Origin of the sequence: Acinetobacter sp. FDAARGOS_515 (assembly GCF_003938865.1) — a bacterium.
GTDB classification, from domain to species: domain Bacteria; phylum Pseudomonadota; class Gammaproteobacteria; order Pseudomonadales; family Moraxellaceae; genus Acinetobacter; species Acinetobacter ursingii.
In genome coordinates this window covers 748,913-766,282 of record NZ_RKIX01000003.1, presented here as the reverse complement: position 1 = coordinate 766,282, position 17,370 = coordinate 748,913, and the positions used below count along the sequence as shown (strand labels likewise).

General features: G+C 40.8%; 17 protein-coding genes. 13 read left to right on the top strand and 4 right to left on the bottom strand.

What is annotated here, in order from left to right; translation table 11 throughout:
- Window positions 1-10: 10 nt before the first annotated feature.
- Window positions 11-946, bottom strand: a complete 936-nt coding sequence (locus EGS47_RS05140; RefSeq protein ID WP_125269259.1) for a lauroyl acyltransferase — start codon at window positions 944-946, stop codon at window positions 11-13.
- A 274-nt stretch (window positions 947-1,220) separates the two neighbouring features.
- Here EGS47_RS05140 and EGS47_RS05135 point away from each other — a divergent pair, with 274 nt between their 5' ends.
- Window positions 1,221-1,658 (top strand): DUF2147 domain-containing protein, encoded by a 438-nt coding sequence (locus EGS47_RS05135; RefSeq protein ID WP_004991387.1) that lies wholly within the window; start codon window positions 1,221-1,223, stop codon window positions 1,656-1,658.
- 78 nt (window positions 1,659-1,736) lie between these two features.
- Here EGS47_RS05135 and EGS47_RS05130 read toward each other — a convergent pair whose 3' ends face one another.
- A complete protein-coding gene (locus EGS47_RS05130; RefSeq protein WP_005001347.1) occupies window positions 1,737-3,644 on the bottom strand; it encodes an ATP-binding cassette domain-containing protein in 1,908 nt (635 codons plus the stop codon).
- Between the two features lie 34 nt (window positions 3,645-3,678).
- On the opposite strand from EGS47_RS05130, the gene EGS47_RS05125 reads away from it, so the two are divergent.
- The 12 genes from EGS47_RS05125 to EGS47_RS05070 all read left to right on the top strand — a co-directional run bounded on the left by EGS47_RS05125 (window position 3,679) and on the right by EGS47_RS05070 (window position 15,304).
- Window positions 3,679-3,924, top strand: coding sequence for a SlyX family protein (locus tag EGS47_RS05125; protein ID WP_004991383.1), 246 nt, complete (start codon window positions 3,679-3,681; stop codon window positions 3,922-3,924).
- 46 nt (window positions 3,925-3,970) lie between these two features.
- Window positions 3,971-4,987 (top strand): hypothetical protein, encoded by a 1,017-nt coding sequence (locus EGS47_RS05120; protein ID WP_005001348.1) that lies wholly within the window; start codon window positions 3,971-3,973, stop codon window positions 4,985-4,987.
- 92 nt (window positions 4,988-5,079) lie between these two features.
- A complete protein-coding gene (locus tag EGS47_RS05115) occupies window positions 5,080-5,529 on the top strand; it encodes a hypothetical protein (RefSeq protein ID WP_005001349.1) in 450 nt (149 codons plus the stop codon).
- A gap of 33 nt (window positions 5,530-5,562) precedes the next feature.
- The gene (topA, locus tag EGS47_RS05110) at window positions 5,563-8,208 is read left to right on the top strand and encodes a type I DNA topoisomerase (protein ID WP_005001350.1); all 2,646 of its coding nucleotides are present in this window, start codon (window positions 5,563-5,565) and stop codon (window positions 8,206-8,208) included.
- A 76-nt stretch (window positions 8,209-8,284) separates the two neighbouring features.
- Complete coding sequence (locus tag EGS47_RS05105; protein WP_004991375.1) at window positions 8,285-9,247, top strand: NYN domain-containing protein; 963 nt, start codon at window positions 8,285-8,287, stop codon at window positions 9,245-9,247.
- 14 nt (window positions 9,248-9,261) lie between these two features.
- Entirely contained in the window at window positions 9,262-10,041 is a 780-nt protein-coding gene (locus tag EGS47_RS05100) for a hypothetical protein (RefSeq protein ID WP_004991374.1), read from the top strand.
- Between the two features lie 216 nt (window positions 10,042-10,257).
- The gene (locus EGS47_RS05095) at window positions 10,258-11,184 is read left to right on the top strand and encodes a sensor domain-containing diguanylate cyclase (protein WP_004991372.1); all 927 of its coding nucleotides are present in this window, start codon (window positions 10,258-10,260) and stop codon (window positions 11,182-11,184) included.
- 167 nt (window positions 11,185-11,351) lie between these two features.
- A complete protein-coding gene (locus tag EGS47_RS05090) occupies window positions 11,352-11,924 on the top strand; it encodes an HdeD family acid-resistance protein (protein WP_044433895.1) in 573 nt (190 codons plus the stop codon).
- A 99-nt stretch (window positions 11,925-12,023) separates the two neighbouring features.
- Entirely contained in the window at window positions 12,024-13,994 is a 1,971-nt protein-coding gene (locus EGS47_RS05085) for an ATP-dependent helicase (RefSeq protein WP_125269258.1), read from the top strand.
- Between the two features lie 58 nt (window positions 13,995-14,052).
- Entirely contained in the window at window positions 14,053-14,292 is a 240-nt protein-coding gene (locus tag EGS47_RS05080; RefSeq protein ID WP_004991365.1) for an RNA recognition motif domain-containing protein, read from the top strand.
- Window positions 14,293-14,411: 119 nt separating this feature from the next.
- Window positions 14,412-14,915 (top strand): DUF6586 family protein, encoded by a 504-nt coding sequence (locus EGS47_RS05075; protein ID WP_004991364.1) that lies wholly within the window; start codon window positions 14,412-14,414, stop codon window positions 14,913-14,915.
- A 110-nt stretch (window positions 14,916-15,025) separates the two neighbouring features.
- The gene (locus EGS47_RS05070; protein WP_004991363.1) at window positions 15,026-15,304 is read left to right on the top strand and encodes a hypothetical protein; all 279 of its coding nucleotides are present in this window, start codon (window positions 15,026-15,028) and stop codon (window positions 15,302-15,304) included.
- 46 nt (window positions 15,305-15,350) lie between these two features.
- Here the strand turns inward: EGS47_RS05070 and EGS47_RS05065 are convergent, their stop codons facing one another.
- Window positions 15,351-17,072, bottom strand: a complete 1,722-nt coding sequence (locus EGS47_RS05065) for a cation:proton antiporter (protein WP_004993987.1) — start codon at window positions 17,070-17,072, stop codon at window positions 15,351-15,353.
- A gap of 140 nt (window positions 17,073-17,212) precedes the next feature.
- On the bottom strand, window positions 17,213-17,368 hold the full coding sequence (gene rpmG, locus EGS47_RS05060; RefSeq protein ID WP_001205031.1) for a 50S ribosomal protein L33: 156 nt from the start codon (window positions 17,366-17,368) through the stop codon (window positions 17,213-17,215).
- Window positions 17,369-17,370 lie beyond the last annotated feature (2 nt).

The following is a 17,370-nucleotide window of genomic DNA, read 5'->3' as shown; positions in this document are numbered from 1 at the left end:
TTTTTAGATATTAGTAAATTTTCTCGTATCCATCTGGACGAGTTTTAAAGCGGCGATGAAACCACATATATTGAGTCGGTGCAATACGAAGCTGATTTTCAATGATTTTATTGACACGGGTGGCATCATCAATTTCATTATCACTTGGCATATTTTCAACGGCTGCTTCAATTAAAACATGATATTTGGGATCACGAATGTCGCCATGACGATAAAAATACAAAGGCACGGCGGCAGCTTTGGAAATTTTTAATAAGCGACGATGTGCAGTGACGGTTGCGGCGGGTACGCCAAAAAAAGGTGCCATAACGCCTTGTTTAAGGCCGAAATCCTGATCGGGACTATACCAGATAGCATCGGTATCTTTGAGTTTGCGAATCAGACCACGCATATCATCATGATCAATCTGATGTTTATAAATCGTGGCGCGACAACGATAAATCAACATATCCAGTAGGGGGTTGTTTTGTGGTCGATAGACCACATCAGGCTCAAAATATTGCGAGCAAATATAGCCGCCAGCATCCAGCAAGGTGCTATGCGTTCCAAGTAATAACACACCCTGACCTTGAGCTTGCGCATGGGTGATATGTTCAAGACCTTCAACACTAGAGCGGCCTTTAAACCATTGCGGTGAATACCATGCGTTGAGCGTTTCAAACACGCCGAGCATCATATCGACAAAAACCTGTCGACCTTGGCATTCAACTTCTTGTTGAGACCATTCAGGAAAACAGACTTCGAGATTACGAATCGTGGTTTTGCGTCGTGACTTTAAATATTTCCAAGCTAAATGACCCATAGCTTGCGCCAAACGCCATTGAATGGCCCACGGCAAAATCGCAAGCAGCATTAAAAAAACAATCGCAATCCAAATGCCCCAATATTTTGGTAGCAAAAAAGACCATTGAAACTCGCCCGGTGTGTAGGGATGTTGTTGGCTCATCTTGTTCTGGATAAAGTCAAATATTAAAAAGTTTGAGGCAGTGTAACATGAACTGATTTTTAACTTGTAGCTTAGTTCCAAAGATCATAGATCTGTAAGCGTTAGTCAGCACAGTTATTAAAAAGCAAAAAATGTTATTAAAAAGCAAAAAATTTAAATTTTCTAAATGAGCCTTACGGAACATTTCATCACCAATCATTATAAAATTTGAATACACATCGTAGAATTCAAAAATACTATACTGGTTATTATTTGATGTGTGAGAGCCTAAGTTGTGAAAAATATATTATTTATAAGTTCGATAGTTTTACTTTCATCTGCTGTATATGCACAAGATCCACTCAATGGTACCTCATGGAAAACCATTGATGACCAGACACATGAAGCCAGAAGTATTGTCAAATTTAGGGAAGATAAATCGGGGTATTTAACAGCAACGGTACAGAAGGTTTTGGTTGTAGATCAGGCTGAAAAGTGTACAAAATGTACCGGAACGTTTAAAAATAAGCCTCTTGTCGGAGTGACAGTGATTCGTAACCTAAAAAACACGGGTGGAAATGAATATGAGGGCGGAACCATTATTGACCCTCAAACAGGAAAAAGTTATTCGCTGAAAGGCAAATTAACCAATAATGGAACCCGACTAGATTTACGTGGCTATATGGGAATTTCAGCATTGGGTCGTAATCAAACTTGGTACAAAGTCAGTTAAGTAGATGAGTTCCAATCGTTGAATTTTAGATTAGCTAAAGTTTCTCCCCATTTCAAAATGAAAAGGGGAGTCCCAGTATTAGGTATTCCCTTTACTTAAATTTTCCAGTTCATCCCAACGTTCCAGTTTTTCAAGCAATTGCTCTTCAATTTCGGCTAAACGCTGACTCGCCTGAGTGGCTGCTGCGGCATCTTTAACAAACCATGAACCGTCGGCAAGTTGATCAGATAAGGTGCTTTGCTCGGCTTCCAGTTTTTCAATCTCGGCAGGCAGTTGTTCCAATTCACGTTGGTCTTTAAAACTCAATTTTATTTTTTTGGTAGGAGCAACAACTTTGTTGGCTTCTGCTTTGGCCTGCGCTTTTTTAACATCAGATTTTTGATCAACTACGGTTTGATTCGGGCGTTGCAACAGATAGTCCTGATAACCGCCAACATATTCTTCGATACCGCCTTTACCATCAAATACCCAAGTTGAGGTCACAACATTATCCATAAAGGCACGGTCATGGCTAATCAACAGCAATGTCCCTTTATAATCTGCCAACATTTCCTCAAGAAGCTCTAAAGTCACCATATCCAGATCATTAGTTGGTTCGTCCATCACGATCAGATTTGATGGTTTAAGCAATAATTTCGCCAATAGCACACGATTCCGCTCACCGCCCGACAGCGCTTTGACAGGGGTACGTGCACGCTCAGGTGAAAACAGAAAGTCTTGTAAATAGCTATAAATATGACGGCGTTGACCGTTTACATCGACAAAGTCCGAACCTTCCGAGACATTCGCCATCACAGATTTTTCGAGCTCAAGCTGATTGCGCAATTGATCAAAATAAGCGACTTCAAGCTGGGTACCTGTTTTCACTATACCTGTGTGTACAATTTCACCCAAAATCGCTTTAATCAAGGTAGTTTTGCCGACACCATTATCACCGACCAGACCAATACGGTCACCGCGTAACACCACCGCAGAGAAGTCGCGAATCAAGAGGTTGTTATCGTAGCTGACACTTAAATGTTCAATATCAAACACCAGCTTACCTGAACGCTGAGCATCCTGAACGCCCATATTGACTTTGCCCTGCTGGAAGCGGCGGGCTTTGGATTCTTCACGCAAAGCTTTTAGGGCACGAACGCGGCCTTCATTACGGGTACGACGTGCTTTAATGCCTTGACGGATCCATGCTTCTTCTTCTGCCAGTTTCTTCTCAAACAGGGCATTTTGTTTTTCTTCAGCTTCGAGTTGCTGTGCTTTTAAATCTAAATAACGTGAATAATTACCTTCATAGCTACGCAAGATCCCTCGATCCAGTTCCACAATACGGGTCGCTAAACGATCTACAAACGAACGGTCATGCGAGATAAATAATAAGGTTAAATTATTCTGTTCCAGTAAGAATTTTTCTAGCCATTCAATACTTTCAACATCCAAGTGGTTAGTCGGCTCATCAAGCAATAAAATATCAGGTTGGGTCAGGAGTGCGCGTGCAAGTAATACACGACGTTTACGACCACCTGACAGGTCAGCAAGATCTGCATCTGGATCAAGCCCCATTTTCCCTAAAATAGTATTGACTTTATTTTCGAGTGCCCAGCCATCAACTTGATCCAGTTTATGCTGTAAATGCCCCATGCGGTCACAAGCATCCATATCGCCCAATACACAGGCATCACTGGCTTCATGATATGCTTTGAGTACAATGGCCGCTTCACCCGCGCCATCTGCGACAATATCGGCAACTTTGCCTGAATCCATGGGTACGTCTTGTGCCAACATCGAAACGGTGAGGCCATTTTGAATAGAAACTTCGCCGCGATCAGGTAATAAACTTCCCTCAATCAGCTTAAGTAAAGTAGACTTGCCTTCGCCATTACGACCGATCAAACACACTCGTTCGCCGCGCTCCAATACAAAGTTCGCGCCGTCGAGGAGGGCGGGTCCACCAAATGCCAGTTGGACATCCCTTAAAGTAATATAGGCCATAATGTTTTCCAAAATCCCAAATGAGGAGAGTTAAATGACTAAACCAACAGATTATGATGATCATGCGTCATTTTCCGCACCCATTGAAGATTTGCAAGTCCGAATTGCATTTTTAGACGATTTAGTTGATCAGCTCAATACGCAATTGGCAGTTCAGTCTAAAGAAATTGCTGATTTAAAAAAACAAATGCAGCTTTTGTATCAACGTGTTGAATCGGCAGATTTATCAGAAGGTATTGCGCCATTTGACCCTTTAAGTAATAAACCACCGCATTACTAATGTGTATATCGTTTTTATTAAATATTGAAGCAAAGTGATTTGTACCATGAAAAATGTTGTTCTCATTGATCTTGAAAAAAATCCACTCCAAGCCAAAACGCTACGTGCTTACATTGAACATGATCAATTGGTTTATCTATTTAATTTAACGGGTCAATTTGACTATGCTTTGGAAGATATGACCGAGCTTGCAGGTTGGGTGACTTCTGGCATGGTCATGATGTTGGATGTGCCTCCTATTTCCAAAAAAGAATTGGCTTATGCCATGCTTGCTGGACAATTACTGGCTTTAACCGAAGAACATATTGAAATTGAACTGATTTCGACTATGAGAGAGATTCATTTATTGATTGAAATCTTGCAAAATTCAGGGCGAAAGGTGGTATTACAAACAGCGTATAAAAATAATGATAAAACCGAATATCAGTTACCGACAGCGGCTAGTTTTCAGGCACAACCCATGTTGTTACAAGTCAAAAAATATTGCGATGCGCTGGCCAATACGAAAGGTTTACCAGCAACTCTTGAAGGATTACACAATTCAATTGGCAATATTTTGCAGGTTTCAGACGAGCAAGTTTCACAGATGGTTGCCATGTTAATTCACTTAAAAATTATTCGACGTGACACTTCTCAATTGAGTTTCCGTAAGAAAATTTTAAAACAATGGATTAGTCTTGATTTAAATCAGCATGAAAACCGTAAAGCGAAACTTCCAACTCAAATGACTGAATCCGTCACACAAGAAAAAAATTCAGCGCTAGCAATGCCACAAGTGGTGGTGGGTGATGTAGACACGATTATGCAATTTTTACAACAACAGCAACCTGTCGTAGAAGGCCCATTTCCCCCAGAGCTGGATGAGTTGCAATGGCAAGTATTACAAAAACTGGATGAACTTCAGCATGATCGTCCTAAAGATATTTTTAGTTTAAGAGATCGATTACAGGACTGGTTTCCCAAAGCCGATATTCAAATGCTGATGAAATCTTTGCTGGATAAAGGCTATATTCAACTTGATGATGACCAGTTACATTATACTGCGCAAATGGTGATCCATTGATTTTGCATGATAAAAGTAGCATGAAGCATGAAAAACTTGCGTTTTATATTGAGCTTATGCAAATCTAATAATAGAACACGATAGGGTTAGGTATGGAACATTTAGGTTTATGGGTGACGATCATTATCGTCGTTTTTGTTTTAGGCTCAATTTTTGGCTTGCGTGTCAGCCCACGTGAAAAAGCTTTAGGATTGATGCGAGACAAAGCACGTAAGATGGGGCTACACCCGCGCTTGGTTGCGGCACCTGAATGGACAAAAATCCCGAAAGCCACTGAGAACCGTGCCAGTATGGTCGCTTACTATAGCGTTCTTATTCCAGAGGCTCGATTACCATTAATGCGTGCTCGTGTTGTGGATGGTCATCTCAATGTGATTGAAGGCGATCAGAAATTTAATGATTCTCCCATTGCATTAAAAGGGATTTATGCTATTGATATGCAGGCAAACTGTGTGGGCTTGTATTGGGATGAAGAAACGGATATTAAAGCCACACAACTTGAAGACATGAAAGCGTATTTATTACAACTCGCTACGGTCTAACTCTTTATTTACCAACAGGAATAACAGTTTATTATGGCGAATGCCCCTCGATCCACAAGCAAAAAAAGCACGACAGCATCTTCTGAGTCTGCTGCAAACAAACGTGCCTTAGTGATTGTGGAGTCGCCTGCAAAAGCGAAAACCATCAACAAATATTTAGGTTCACAATACATTGTGAAGTCTTCGGTGGGTCACGTGCGTGATTTGCCGACAGGTGGTTCAGCCAAATCTAGTGAAAAAAAACCAGCAACACGTGCCAAATTGACTGCCGAAGAAAAAGAGCAAAAAGCACAAACGGCATTGATTAATCGTATGGGTGTAGATCCTGAACATGACTGGAAAGCACATTATGAAGTGCTACCAGGCAAGGAACACGTGGTTGCAGAGCTTAAAAAACTGGCTTCTCAGGTTGATGAAGTTTATCTCGCAACGGACTTGGACCGTGAAGGAGAAGCTATCGCTTGGCATTTAAAAGAGGTGATTGGCGGTGATGACAGTCGTTATCAACGTGTGGTGTTTAACGAGATCACCAAAAATGCCATTCAGGAAGCTTTTAAGCATCCTTCACGTCTCGATACCAATAAAGTCAATGCACAACAGGCACGTCGTTTTCTAGATCGTGTCGTAGGCTTTATGATTTCTCCACTCCTTTGGGAAAAAATCGCCCGTGGTTTATCAGCAGGACGTGTTCAATCGGTAGCCGTTAAATTGGTGGTTGAGCGTGAACGTGAAATTCGTGCTTTTATACCTGAAGAATACTGGCAGATTTTTGCGGACACCACTTCGAAAAAAGATGACATTCGTCTGGAAGCCTTTAAGCAAGCGGGAAAAACCTTAAAGCTACGCAATAAAGCTGAAACAGATGCGGTTCTTCATCTGCTTAAAGATGCAGAATATAAAGTCGCGCAGCGTGAAGATAAGCCGACTAAGGTTAATCCAAGTGCGCCGTATATTACGTCGACCTTGCAACAAGCAGCGAGTACTCGTCTTGGCTTTTCAGTGAAAAAGACCATGATGTTGGCGCAACGTCTGTATGAAGGTGGTTTTATCACGTATATGCGTACCGACTCGACCTTTTTAAGTGATGATGCGGTGAATATGGTGCGCGATCATATTCAGCAAAATTTTGGTGATAAATATGTTCCTGCCAAGCCAAACCGTTATGGTAACAAAGCGGGTGCACAAGAAGCGCATGAGGCGATTCGACCTTCAAGTGTCGCGCTAACAGGGGATCAACTTGCAGGAATGGAGCGTGATGCACAGCGGTTATATGATTTGATTTGGCGACAATTTGTTGCTTGTCAAATGACACCTGCTGAATATTTATCATCGACCTTGACCGTAGAAGCCAATAATGTCGAGTTACGTGCCAAAGGGCGTACTTTGGTATTTGATGGTTTTACCAGAGTTCGTGGTGCCAATAAGTCGGATGATGATGTATTACTCCCAGCGGTAAAAGTGGGTGAAATTCTTAAGCTTGAAAAGCTTGATCCAAGTCAGCATTTTACCAAACCCCCTGCACGATTTACCGAAGCCTCATTGGTCAAAGAACTTGAAAAACGCGGAATTGGTCGTCCATCGACTTATGCTGCGATTATTTCGACGATTCAAGATCGTGGTTATGTGAAACTGGAAAATCGTCGCCTATTTGCCGAAAAAATGGGTGAAATTGTCACCGATCGTCTGGATGAAAGCTTTAATAATCTGATGAATTATGCTTTTACCGCAGATCTGGAAGGTCAACTCGACCGTGTGGCAACAGGAGATCGTAACTGGAAAGAATTGCTCGATAGTTTTTACGGTGACTTTAAAAATCGTTTAAATACCGCGGCTAGTGCAGAAGGTATGCGCCGTAATCAACCTGTTGAAGTTCCTAGTGTCGCCTGTCAGTTATGTGGACGACCCATGCAGATTCGTACAGGAACCACAGGGGTATTTTTAGGTTGTTCTGGCTATAATCTTCCACCGAAAGAACGTTGTAAAGGCACCCTGAATCTGACACCAGTCGAATCATTAGCTGCCTTTTCCGATGATGATTCGGCGGAAACTGCTGATCTGATGTCTAAACATCGTTGTGCAAAATGTGGCACCGCGATGGATAGTTATGTGATTGATGGCGGTCGAAAATTACATGTTTGTGGTAATAATCCAGACTGTGATGGCTATGAAGTCGAAGAAGGCGAATTCAAAATCAAGGGCTATGATGGTCCAACCATTCCATGTGACAAATGTGATGGTGAAATGCAGTTAAAGACAGGTCGCTTTGGACCATACTTTGCCTGTACCAGTTGTGACAATACCCGTAAAGTTTTGAAAAATGGACAACCTGCACCACCACGTGTTGATCCAATTAAAATGGAACACTTGCGCTCGACTAAACATGATGATTATTTTGTGTTGCGTGATGGCGCAGCAGGTTTGTTTCTAGCAGCCAGCAAGTTCCCGAAAATTCGTGAAACTCGTGCGCCGAAAGTTGCAGAACTACGTACTGTTGCAGATCAACTTGATCCAAAGTATCAATATTTGCTTCAAGCTCCTGATGTTGATCCAGAAGGTAATCCGACGTTGATCAAGTTTAGCCGTAAAAATCAGGCACAATACATTGGTTCTGAGACGCCAGAAGGTAAACAGACTAAATGGAGTCTGCTGTATCAAGATGGGAAATGGGCTGAGGCTTAAATAGTCAATAAATGAGTGATAAAGGCGAATAAAATTCGCCTTTATCATATCTAAAGTAAAATATTCTGAGATAGAAATGGACATTAAAATAAAAAAATTAGCGGTTCTAATTGATGCTGATAATTCTTCAGTGAATTCTATAGAGTCGATTCTTGAGGAAGTTGCCAAATATGGTATTGCGAGCGTAAAGCGGGTATATGGAGATTGGAGTAGTGAGTCTTTAAAAAAATGGCGCGATGTTTTGCTTCCGCATGCCATTACACCTGTCCAGCAGTTTGCCTATACATCTGGCAAAGATGCTACAGACATGATTTTAATTATTGATGCAATGGATTTGCTCTATGGGGGGGCTTTAGATGGATTCTGTATCGTATCAAGTGACAGTGACTTTACTCCACTGGCTTCCAGAATCAGAGAAAGCGGCCTAACCGTTTATGGTTTTGGTCGTAACAAAACACCCGAAGCATTTCGTAAAGCCTGTGATAAGTTTATCTATGTCGAAAATCTTATTTTGAATGACGCTAAGCAAGAGGACAATTTAGTAAAAAAAGAGGATATTAAAGATATTAAACAAGGAACTGATGAAAAAGTAGTAATTAAACATCAAATTGACGTAGCGACATTAAATCTTATTTATAAAGCAGTAAAAGATAATTCTGATGATAGTGGTTGGGCATATTTAGGAACAGTAGGAACTTATATTTCAACTGTTAAGCCAGATTTTGATACTCGGAATTATGGATATGCAAAACTATCCGGTTTAATACAAGCTTTGGATTTATTTGAAACTAAGATGCAAGGCAGCCAAATGTATTTAAGAAAACGTAGTTTTAGCACTTTTGTGAAATTCGTACAGAAAGCCATTGCTCAACATGCAGATATTCATGGGTGGGCTAAGATTTCTAGTCTTGTAAAAATTCTTGAAACTTCTGACTTTAATATTAGAAATTATGAAGAAGCTATAAAGTCCATTCATAGTGGATGGATCGTATTCTCTGAAAAAAATGATAAAGTAAAAGTCGCTAGGCTAATGCCATAGTTTCAAGGATATGTATGGCATCACCCAAAAAAGCTTCATTTTGGAAAAATATTCGTATCGCCATCTTACTCTTGATTTTATTGGTGGTGCTAATCAATAACTGGCGTGACCAGAATCAAAACTGGAATCGGCCAATTGTGGTGTTATTGCACCCAGTGAATGCAGATGGTCACGCCTCTACATCACAATATATCCAACAACTCCAGTTGAGCCAGTTTGTCGAAGTAAAAAGCTATTTAGAACAACAGTCTGCCAATTATCGACAGCCTATTTTCGTGATCATGAAAATAGGGCGAACCTTAACTGCCAAACCACCACGAGTTCCCGAAGAATCATCCATTTTAAACGTCATGTGGTGGAGTCTTAAATTTAGGTTTTATGCGTGGCAACAACGAAAATCTGAAGATCAGCATGCATCTGTGACCTTATATCTGAACTATTATGATCCTCAATACATCAATCAGCTTAAGCATTCGACTGCTTTGGAAAAAGGACGAATTGGATCAGTTAATTTATTTGCATCAAAAAAACAAGATTCACAAAATAATATTGTCCTGACACATGAATTACTACATGCATTTGGAGCAACAGATAAGTACGATTTACAAACAGGGCAACCGATTTATCCAATCGGTTATGCTAAGCCTGAACAGCAACCTCATTATCCGCAAAAACAGGCTGAACTGATGGCGGGGAAAATTCCTGTTTCAGATCATGAAAATAAAATGCCTGAACACTTAAACCAAACCATATTGAATCATTTAACTGCTCAAGAAGTTGGTTGGTTAAAATAGATGAAACTTTTTGTCTAATTAAAAGATTAAAAACATTATTTTTCATTTTATTTTTACATAAATTGATGTTTTTAAATAGATATTGACATTTATACTGAAAGACTGATAATTTGAATAAATAAATAACTTGTGATCTAAATCACATTTAAAACAAAATCAATATCCATATATTTAACCAAGAATCATCCATTTTCAAAACAGACATCGGGGGCAGATATGATCGATTGTCAAGACTATCAATTTTATAAAACCTTATTGGAATCCACCCGTGCTATCCCGTGGAAAATTGATTGGCGAACCAAAGAGTTCAGCTATATTGGGCCACAAATTGAAAGCGTTTTGGGATGGCCTCAAGATAGTTGGAAAACTGCACAGGACTGGATAGATCGCATTCATGAAGAAGACCGTGAAAAAACGGTATCTTATTGTGTCAATCTCTCCAATCAGGGGACAGATCATGAAGCAGATTATCGCGCGTTAACGCCAAGTGGTGACTACATCTGGATTCGGGATGTGGTTTATGCCGAGATAGAGGAAGGGGAAACTGTCGCGATTATTGGTTTTATGTTCGATATTTCTGAACGTAAAAAATTGGAGCTGGAACTAGAATCACTGAATCAAAAAAATCAGCAGTTGCTATTACTAGATGCATTGACAGGTGTTGCTAATCGCAAAGCCTTAAGTGAACAAATTGAATATGAATTTAGCCGTTCACTCCGTTACCAGCGTCCTTTGTCAGTCTTGTTTATCGATGTCGATTTTTTTAAGGATTATAATGATCGTTATGGCCATCTTCAGGGCGATGTGTGCCTTATCACGATTGCAGGTCAGTTGAGGAATATGTTTAGCCGTGCTTCTGATTTCGTAGCGCGCTTTGGTGGAGAGGAGTTTGTGATTCTTCTACCTGAAACCTGCTTACAAGATGCGATTCAAATGGCTGAAAAATGTCGTTGTCAGATTTTTGAGCTGAATATTCCAAGTAAAGCAGAAAATATTTTTTCCAAAGTTACGGTGAGTATTGGTGTAAATACACTGGATACAGAAAAAAACTATTTGGATGCGACGACTTTTTTAAAGTCGGCAGACGAACTGCTGTATTTGGCGAAATCTCAAGGACGTAATCAGGTGCAATATATTCAGTAATATGTGAACCGATTTGCAGAGAAAGTTTTCATGTGTAAGAATAATATAAAATATCAAATGTAAGAATAATATAAAATATCAAAGTAGATGCATATTTTATACAGAATTCTGACTAATAATCATACAATATAATACGATACATTCATGATAAATAAGAGAGTAAAAATATGAAAACTGTTGGTAACGATATAATTACAGAAGAATTACAGCAACAAAGAAAATGGTATATAGCATGCGGTATCATGCTGATTATATTTGGCATTATTCTATTTGGATCATTGGCATTAGCAACGCTTTCAGTGGTTTATTTATTTGGCGTACTCATCATGATTGGTGGTGTGATTCATATCGTTGCAGGATTTAAATTATTTAAAGGGATTGGCAGTTGGTTATGGGCATTATTTGGGATACTGTATTTTGTTGCTGGCTATTATATTTTTAAAGCGCCCATCACAACAGCCGTCATCCTGACTAATTTATTGGCTTTCGCTTTAATTGTCGCTGGTATTTTTCGTTTTATTAATGCCTTTGTCATCAAACCTGTAGCAGGGTGGGGATGGACGTTGATTTCAGGTATTTTAACATTTATTACCGGGGTTATTATTTTGACTTCGCCTGATGCGCCATTTTGGGTGCTTGGTTTGTTTTTGGCAGTAGATATTCTATTTCAAGGGATTAATTATTTGAGTTTAGCTTCTGCGATAAAACATTTGCCGCATAGCTCAACTACAACCTCTTAAGTTTGATCAAAGCCTAAAAAAACAGGTTTCACCGCAAAAGAATAGACTCTGCTACACTAGGGTCTATTCTTTTTTATATTTGGTTTTATATTTGGTCTTATGAGTTTTGAGCAGTTAATTGGTGAGTTAAATCCTCAACAGTATCGTGCCGCTACGACGGATGCACAGCATTGTCTGATATTGGCAGGTGCTGGCTGTGGTAAAACCAAAACGATCGTTGCAAGAGCTGCTCATTTAATTCATACAGGTACAGCGGCCGATCAAATCCAGATTTTGACCTTTACCCGACGTGCCGCCAGTGAAATTGTGACTCGTGTCGAGCAGCATTTGGGCGCACCTGCAAAAGGGCTGCGCGCTTCAACATTTCATACTTTTTGCATGTACTTATTGCGCCGTAATCCGCAAGCTTTTGGACTTGGACATTTCACGATTATTGATCGGGATGATCAAATGCTGATGTTTCGGTTACTGCGTGGTAAAGATAAAGACAATGTCTTACCCAAAGCAGCGCAGCTTTGTGATGTGTATTCTTATGCACGTAATACCCAATCAAAACTATCCGATGCTTTAATCAAACAACTGCCTGAAGCAATGGAGCACAAAGCTCAGATTGCAGAGTTGATGCAGGCCTATGAAGCGCGTAAACAGGAACGCCATTTTCTGGATTATGACGATATTTTGGCGATCGTGGCGGTGAATCTGCAAAACTCACCTGAACTGGTGCAGTGGGTTGCTAAATTTTGCAAAGTGCTTCTGGTTGATGAAATGCAGGATACCAATCCGCTGCAATGGGCCATTTTGCAACCTTTGATTGAGCATGTCAGCTTATTCTGTGTAGGCGATGATGCGCAGTCAATTTATGGATTTCGCGGTGCAGATTTTGAAAATATTCATCATTTTAAGGAACGTATTCCAGATGCTCAAGTGCTAACGCTTGAAGAAAATTATCGTTCTACGCAGGAAATTCTGGATATTTCTAACTGGCTTTTGGCAGATAGTCCGATTCACTATGATAAACAACTCAAAGCGCATCGTGGCCATGGTTTAAAGCCACAGTTGCATATTTTCAATAATGAATTTGAAGAAGCCAACTGGATTGCTCAGGACTTGATGGCACGTCAACAGCAGGGTGTAAACTGGAATGAGCATATGCTGCTAGTTCGCTCTGGCTTTTCAGCGCGTTATCTCGAAGGGGCTTTTATCTCTAGCAATATTCCCTATCGTTTCATTGGTGGTGTAAAACTGCTTGAATCGGCGCATGTCAAAGACGTTTTGAGTATGCTACGAGTGGTGATTAATCCACAAGATGATATCGCTTGGATGCGGTTTTTAACGCTTTGGAACGGTGTCGGTGATGTAGGAGCCAGTAAACTGGCGCATGAACTTATTGCCTTGCCAGATATTGAAGCCCGCTGTGAACGCTTGGAGCGTCACGGTAAAGTAGCAACATCGGCAATTTTAATTTTAAAACAACTGGATGTACTGCAACAACATGTTGAAGCTTCAATTGCGTTGGCATTGGAGGCCTTATCTGAGCAGTCAGAGCAAAACTATAAAACACAGGATTGGTCGCGTCGCGTCAAAGATTTTGATCTGGTCAAGCAATTGGGACGTAAGCACGGTGCATTGTCCGAATTTTTGGAAGAATATGTGTTAGAACCAATTTCTGTGTCTGAAATTGAACGCGCAGGTGATCAGGACTTGGTGACGATCATTACCATTCATTCAGCCAAAGGCGCTGAACAGAAAGTTTGTTATGTACCGCATGTTTCTCCCAACTCTTATCCGCATGCGCGGGCGCAGGGCGATTTTGACGAAGTAGAAGAAGAGCGCCGTGTCCTTTATGTTGCTCTAACCCGTGCTGAAAATGAGTTGATTATTACCAAGCAAAACTATAATACGTGGGCACAAGATCAATACGATGAACAAGGTCGTAAAATTGAGAGTTATTTTCTGAATGATTTACCGCAAACACTGGTAAAGGCAGAAATTCATCAAATCGTTCCTAGATTTCCACAAAAAACGCAAGTTCGGCAGAAACGATTTAGTTTTGGGATCGATCTCGATTAAACTGTTTCATATATTCAAAATTTCAATGCGTAATTCACGCTGTCTAAAAGGTTAAATCATGAAAATCCTCGTCCGTAATCTCGAACGTTCCATTACTGAACAGGAACTGCTCGAGTTGTTTCAACCTTTTGGGCAAGTAGAGTCCTGTGTATTGGTCCTAGATCCAGCCTCAGGTAAATCCAAAGGTTTTGGTTTTGTAGAAATGCCACATGCGCGTGAAGCGATTAAAGCAATCAAGGGTTTGAATACCTTTAAAGTTAAGGGTGCTGGGATTCGAGTCAAAGCAGCAGAGACCTGATAATTTTTTAAATTTTTATTGTTTGGCGCATGTCTTTTCGATTTGAAAAAGTTGTCGAATTGCCCCATATCCAGTTAAGCTAATGTATAGCATTCGTTGAGTTCAGTTAAGGAAAAATCATGTCTCGTGTTGCTCGTTATCATGCCGATCGTACCAATCAAAAGTTGTATTTTGCACGTCTGGCGTGTCAACAAGCCGAGCAAATTGAACACGTACAACAGGCACAAGCGTATCGAGAAACCGCAGTGTTTCATTTACACGGTGCAGTGCTGGCTTTTTTACAGGAGCTAGTACGTTACTATCGCTTAACAGATATGCAACCGACCCTAAAGTCAATTGAAGATAAAATGGCAGAGAAAGGACAGGTTTCACCAGAAGTCCTTGTTCTTCAGCAACTCGCGAAAGATGGCTTTATTGCTGAACTTAAACGCGCTTATCGGATGTGTCAATACGCACCTGAACCCACTGAGCCAACGCCAGAAGAAGAAACGTCTTCACACTTGATCATCAAAGTCACGCAAGGCCCGCAATCATGGTTGCCTGATGTCAAAATTCTACGCGAATGGCATCGTGAATTAAGTCATTTGATTGATGGCTTTCGCAATGAAATGGTGGAATTTTAATCCCAATTCCTATAGAGAACTTGAAATCTGCTACAAGAGTTCCTATATATAAATCTCATATAGCGCAAAGTGCAGTTGCTCTTTGCCACCATGTTGAACATGGAGGATTTATGTCTATTCAACAGTTGAAAGAATTATTTGGTAGCCAGGAAGCCATTCTGGAACTGGTTCAACTTGAAGGTGGTGAATTGGCACTGCGAAATGCTGATTCAGAACAGGAACCTTTGGTTAAGATTCAGTTTAATGATGAAGTCAAAGCACTTCTTGGAGACCAAACTCCTATGGTTGCCCAGCATATGATTCAGGCTGCGTTATTTGGTTTGTTGGAAAAACAAATGAATCAATGGCAGGCTGAGGTAGTGGATGAACAACCCCAACATTTAAGCTAAAAAAGCGTACCCAGAGTACGCTTTTTTTTGGTTGTTTTGATCAGCTTTAATGGTTGCTGGTAGTTGTATGATGTGCCAATTCAATTTGATGCAAAATATGCTGACTCATATTCTTCGCCATTTCTTCTTTGGCATAGAACACTAATCCGACATTATCCTGCCGAATGACCTCAGCTTCTTCATGACTTTCGGCACAGCAAAGCACTTCAATTCGAGGATTCAGTTGTTTGGCAATATCAACAATGCGATGAATATCAATAATATCCATGGGTGATAATACCAATAACCGCGCATGCATGATATGTGCCTGAATCAACACACTTGGCTCCGTGGCTTCACCACTTACCGCTGGAATGCCTTTCTTACGCAGATTTTCGACTATTTCACGATTTTCTTCTGCGATCACCACACGAATATCCTGTTCCATCAAGGTTTTGGTGATTCGTCGCCCAACCTCACCATAACCCACCATGACCACCTGATCACGTAAATAGTCTTGATCGACTTCATCTGGCAACATGGCCAATGGATCGCCACTACGTTCCAGTAAACGTGCTAAATGTGAACGTTCACGGATCCAGCGCTGAATGGGTTCAATGGCTGAAAAAACAAATGAATTCAGCGTAATGGAAAATAGAGCGCCTGCTAAAATCAGGTTTTGTGCATCTAGTGTTAGTAATCCTAATGAGACACCGAGGGTAGCCAAAATAAAAGAAAACTCACCAATTTGAGCCAAACTCGCGCCAACAGTCAGAGCTGTATTAATCGGATAACGGAAGAATAACACCAGTGCCATAGCCGCCAGTGTTTTCCCGACCATAATAATCGCGATTACCGCCAAAATATGTAAGGGTTGTTCGACCAAAATCCGTGGGTCAAAGAGCATGCCGACAGAGACGAAAAACAGAATTGAAAAAATTTCACGTAAAGGTAGTGTTTCTTCTTCAGCCCGATGACTAAAATCAGACTCTTTAACCACCATTCCTGCAAAGAACGCTCCCAGTGCCATGGAAACCCCAAAAATGGCATAAGAGCCATAGGCGATGGATACCGCTGCGGCAACAACGGTAAGCGTGAATAACTCACGTGAACCTAAGCGCGCCACGAATTGCATAATCATCGGTACGAGACGTTTACCAATAATCAGCATAAAGGCAATAAAGCCAGCCACTTTAAGTAAGGTAATGCCTAATGTGATCCATATACTCTGATCCGTTGCGGCATGTGCTAATGGTTTGCCGCCCAGTAAGACGGCTGTGGCAGGTAATAACACCAATACGAGTACCATCACCAAGTCTTCGACCAGCAGCCAGCCAACGGCAATTTTGCCATTGACTGAATCTAATAAACCACGATCGCCTAAAGCCTTGAGTAATACCACGGTACTTGCACAAGAAAGACTCAAACCAAACACGAGGGCTGAGCCAAAACTCCAGCCCCACCACATGGAAACCCCCACACCAAGCAAAGTCGCTACAGCAATCTGCAAAATCGCACCTGGTAGCGCAATACGACGTACCTGAAGTAAGTCACTCAGGGAAAAATGCATTCCCACACCAAACATGAGGAACATCACACCAAGTTCTGCAAGCTGATTAGCGAGTGCCATATCTGCCACGATACCAGGTGTATTGGGACTGATGATAATGCCCGCGATGAGATAACCAATCAATGGAGGAAGGCGTAGACGTGCGGCGATATAACCAAAAATCAGGGCAATACCAAATCCGACAGCGAGTAATATAATTAGATCTACGTCATGTGGCACTCGGTACTCCTTAAGCTTGAAGTAAAGTAAATAAGCATAATTAATGCCAATCTTAAAATGATGAAAAGTTTAACAAGCTGCATAAAAAGAATGCAAAAAAAAACGACTTCATTTGAAGTCGTTTTTTAAAGAATCTAAAATTATTTGATTTTAGCTTCTTTGAAGATGACGTGTTGACGGATTTTTGGATCAAATTTTTTGATTTCCATTTTTTCCGGCATAGTACGTTTGTTCTTAGTGGTAGTGTAGAAATAACCTGTACCAGCTGAAGAAACTAGGCGAATCTTGTCACGCATTG

Coding starts and splice junctions, on each gene's coding strand:
- EGS47_RS05140 (WP_125269259.1), bottom strand. CDS start 946: ATGAGCCAACAACATCCCTACACACCGGGCGAGTTTCAATGGTCTTTT.
- EGS47_RS05130 (WP_005001347.1), bottom strand. CDS start 3,644: ATGGCCTATATTACTTTAAGGGATGTCCAACTGGCATTTGGTGGACCC.
- EGS47_RS05125 (WP_004991383.1), top strand. CDS start 3,679: ATGACTAAACCAACAGATTATGATGATCATGCGTCATTTTCCGCACCC.
- EGS47_RS05120 (WP_005001348.1), top strand. CDS start 3,971: ATGAAAAATGTTGTTCTCATTGATCTTGAAAAAAATCCACTCCAAGCC.
- EGS47_RS05115 (WP_005001349.1), top strand. CDS start 5,080: ATGGAACATTTAGGTTTATGGGTGACGATCATTATCGTCGTTTTTGTT.
- topA (WP_005001350.1), top strand. CDS start 5,563: ATGGCGAATGCCCCTCGATCCACAAGCAAAAAAAGCACGACAGCATCT.
- EGS47_RS05105 (WP_004991375.1), top strand. CDS start 8,285: ATGGACATTAAAATAAAAAAATTAGCGGTTCTAATTGATGCTGATAAT.
- EGS47_RS05100 (WP_004991374.1), top strand. CDS start 9,262: ATGGCATCACCCAAAAAAGCTTCATTTTGGAAAAATATTCGTATCGCC.
- EGS47_RS05095 (WP_004991372.1), top strand. CDS start 10,258: ATGATCGATTGTCAAGACTATCAATTTTATAAAACCTTATTGGAATCC.
- EGS47_RS05090 (WP_044433895.1), top strand. CDS start 11,352: ATGAAAACTGTTGGTAACGATATAATTACAGAAGAATTACAGCAACAA.
- EGS47_RS05085 (WP_125269258.1), top strand. CDS start 12,024: ATGAGTTTTGAGCAGTTAATTGGTGAGTTAAATCCTCAACAGTATCGT.
- EGS47_RS05080 (WP_004991365.1), top strand. CDS start 14,053: ATGAAAATCCTCGTCCGTAATCTCGAACGTTCCATTACTGAACAGGAA.
- EGS47_RS05075 (WP_004991364.1), top strand. CDS start 14,412: ATGTCTCGTGTTGCTCGTTATCATGCCGATCGTACCAATCAAAAGTTG.
- EGS47_RS05070 (WP_004991363.1), top strand. CDS start 15,026: ATGTCTATTCAACAGTTGAAAGAATTATTTGGTAGCCAGGAAGCCATT.
- rpmG (WP_001205031.1), bottom strand. CDS start 17,368: ATGCGTGACAAGATTCGCCTAGTTTCTTCAGCTGGTACAGGTTATTTC.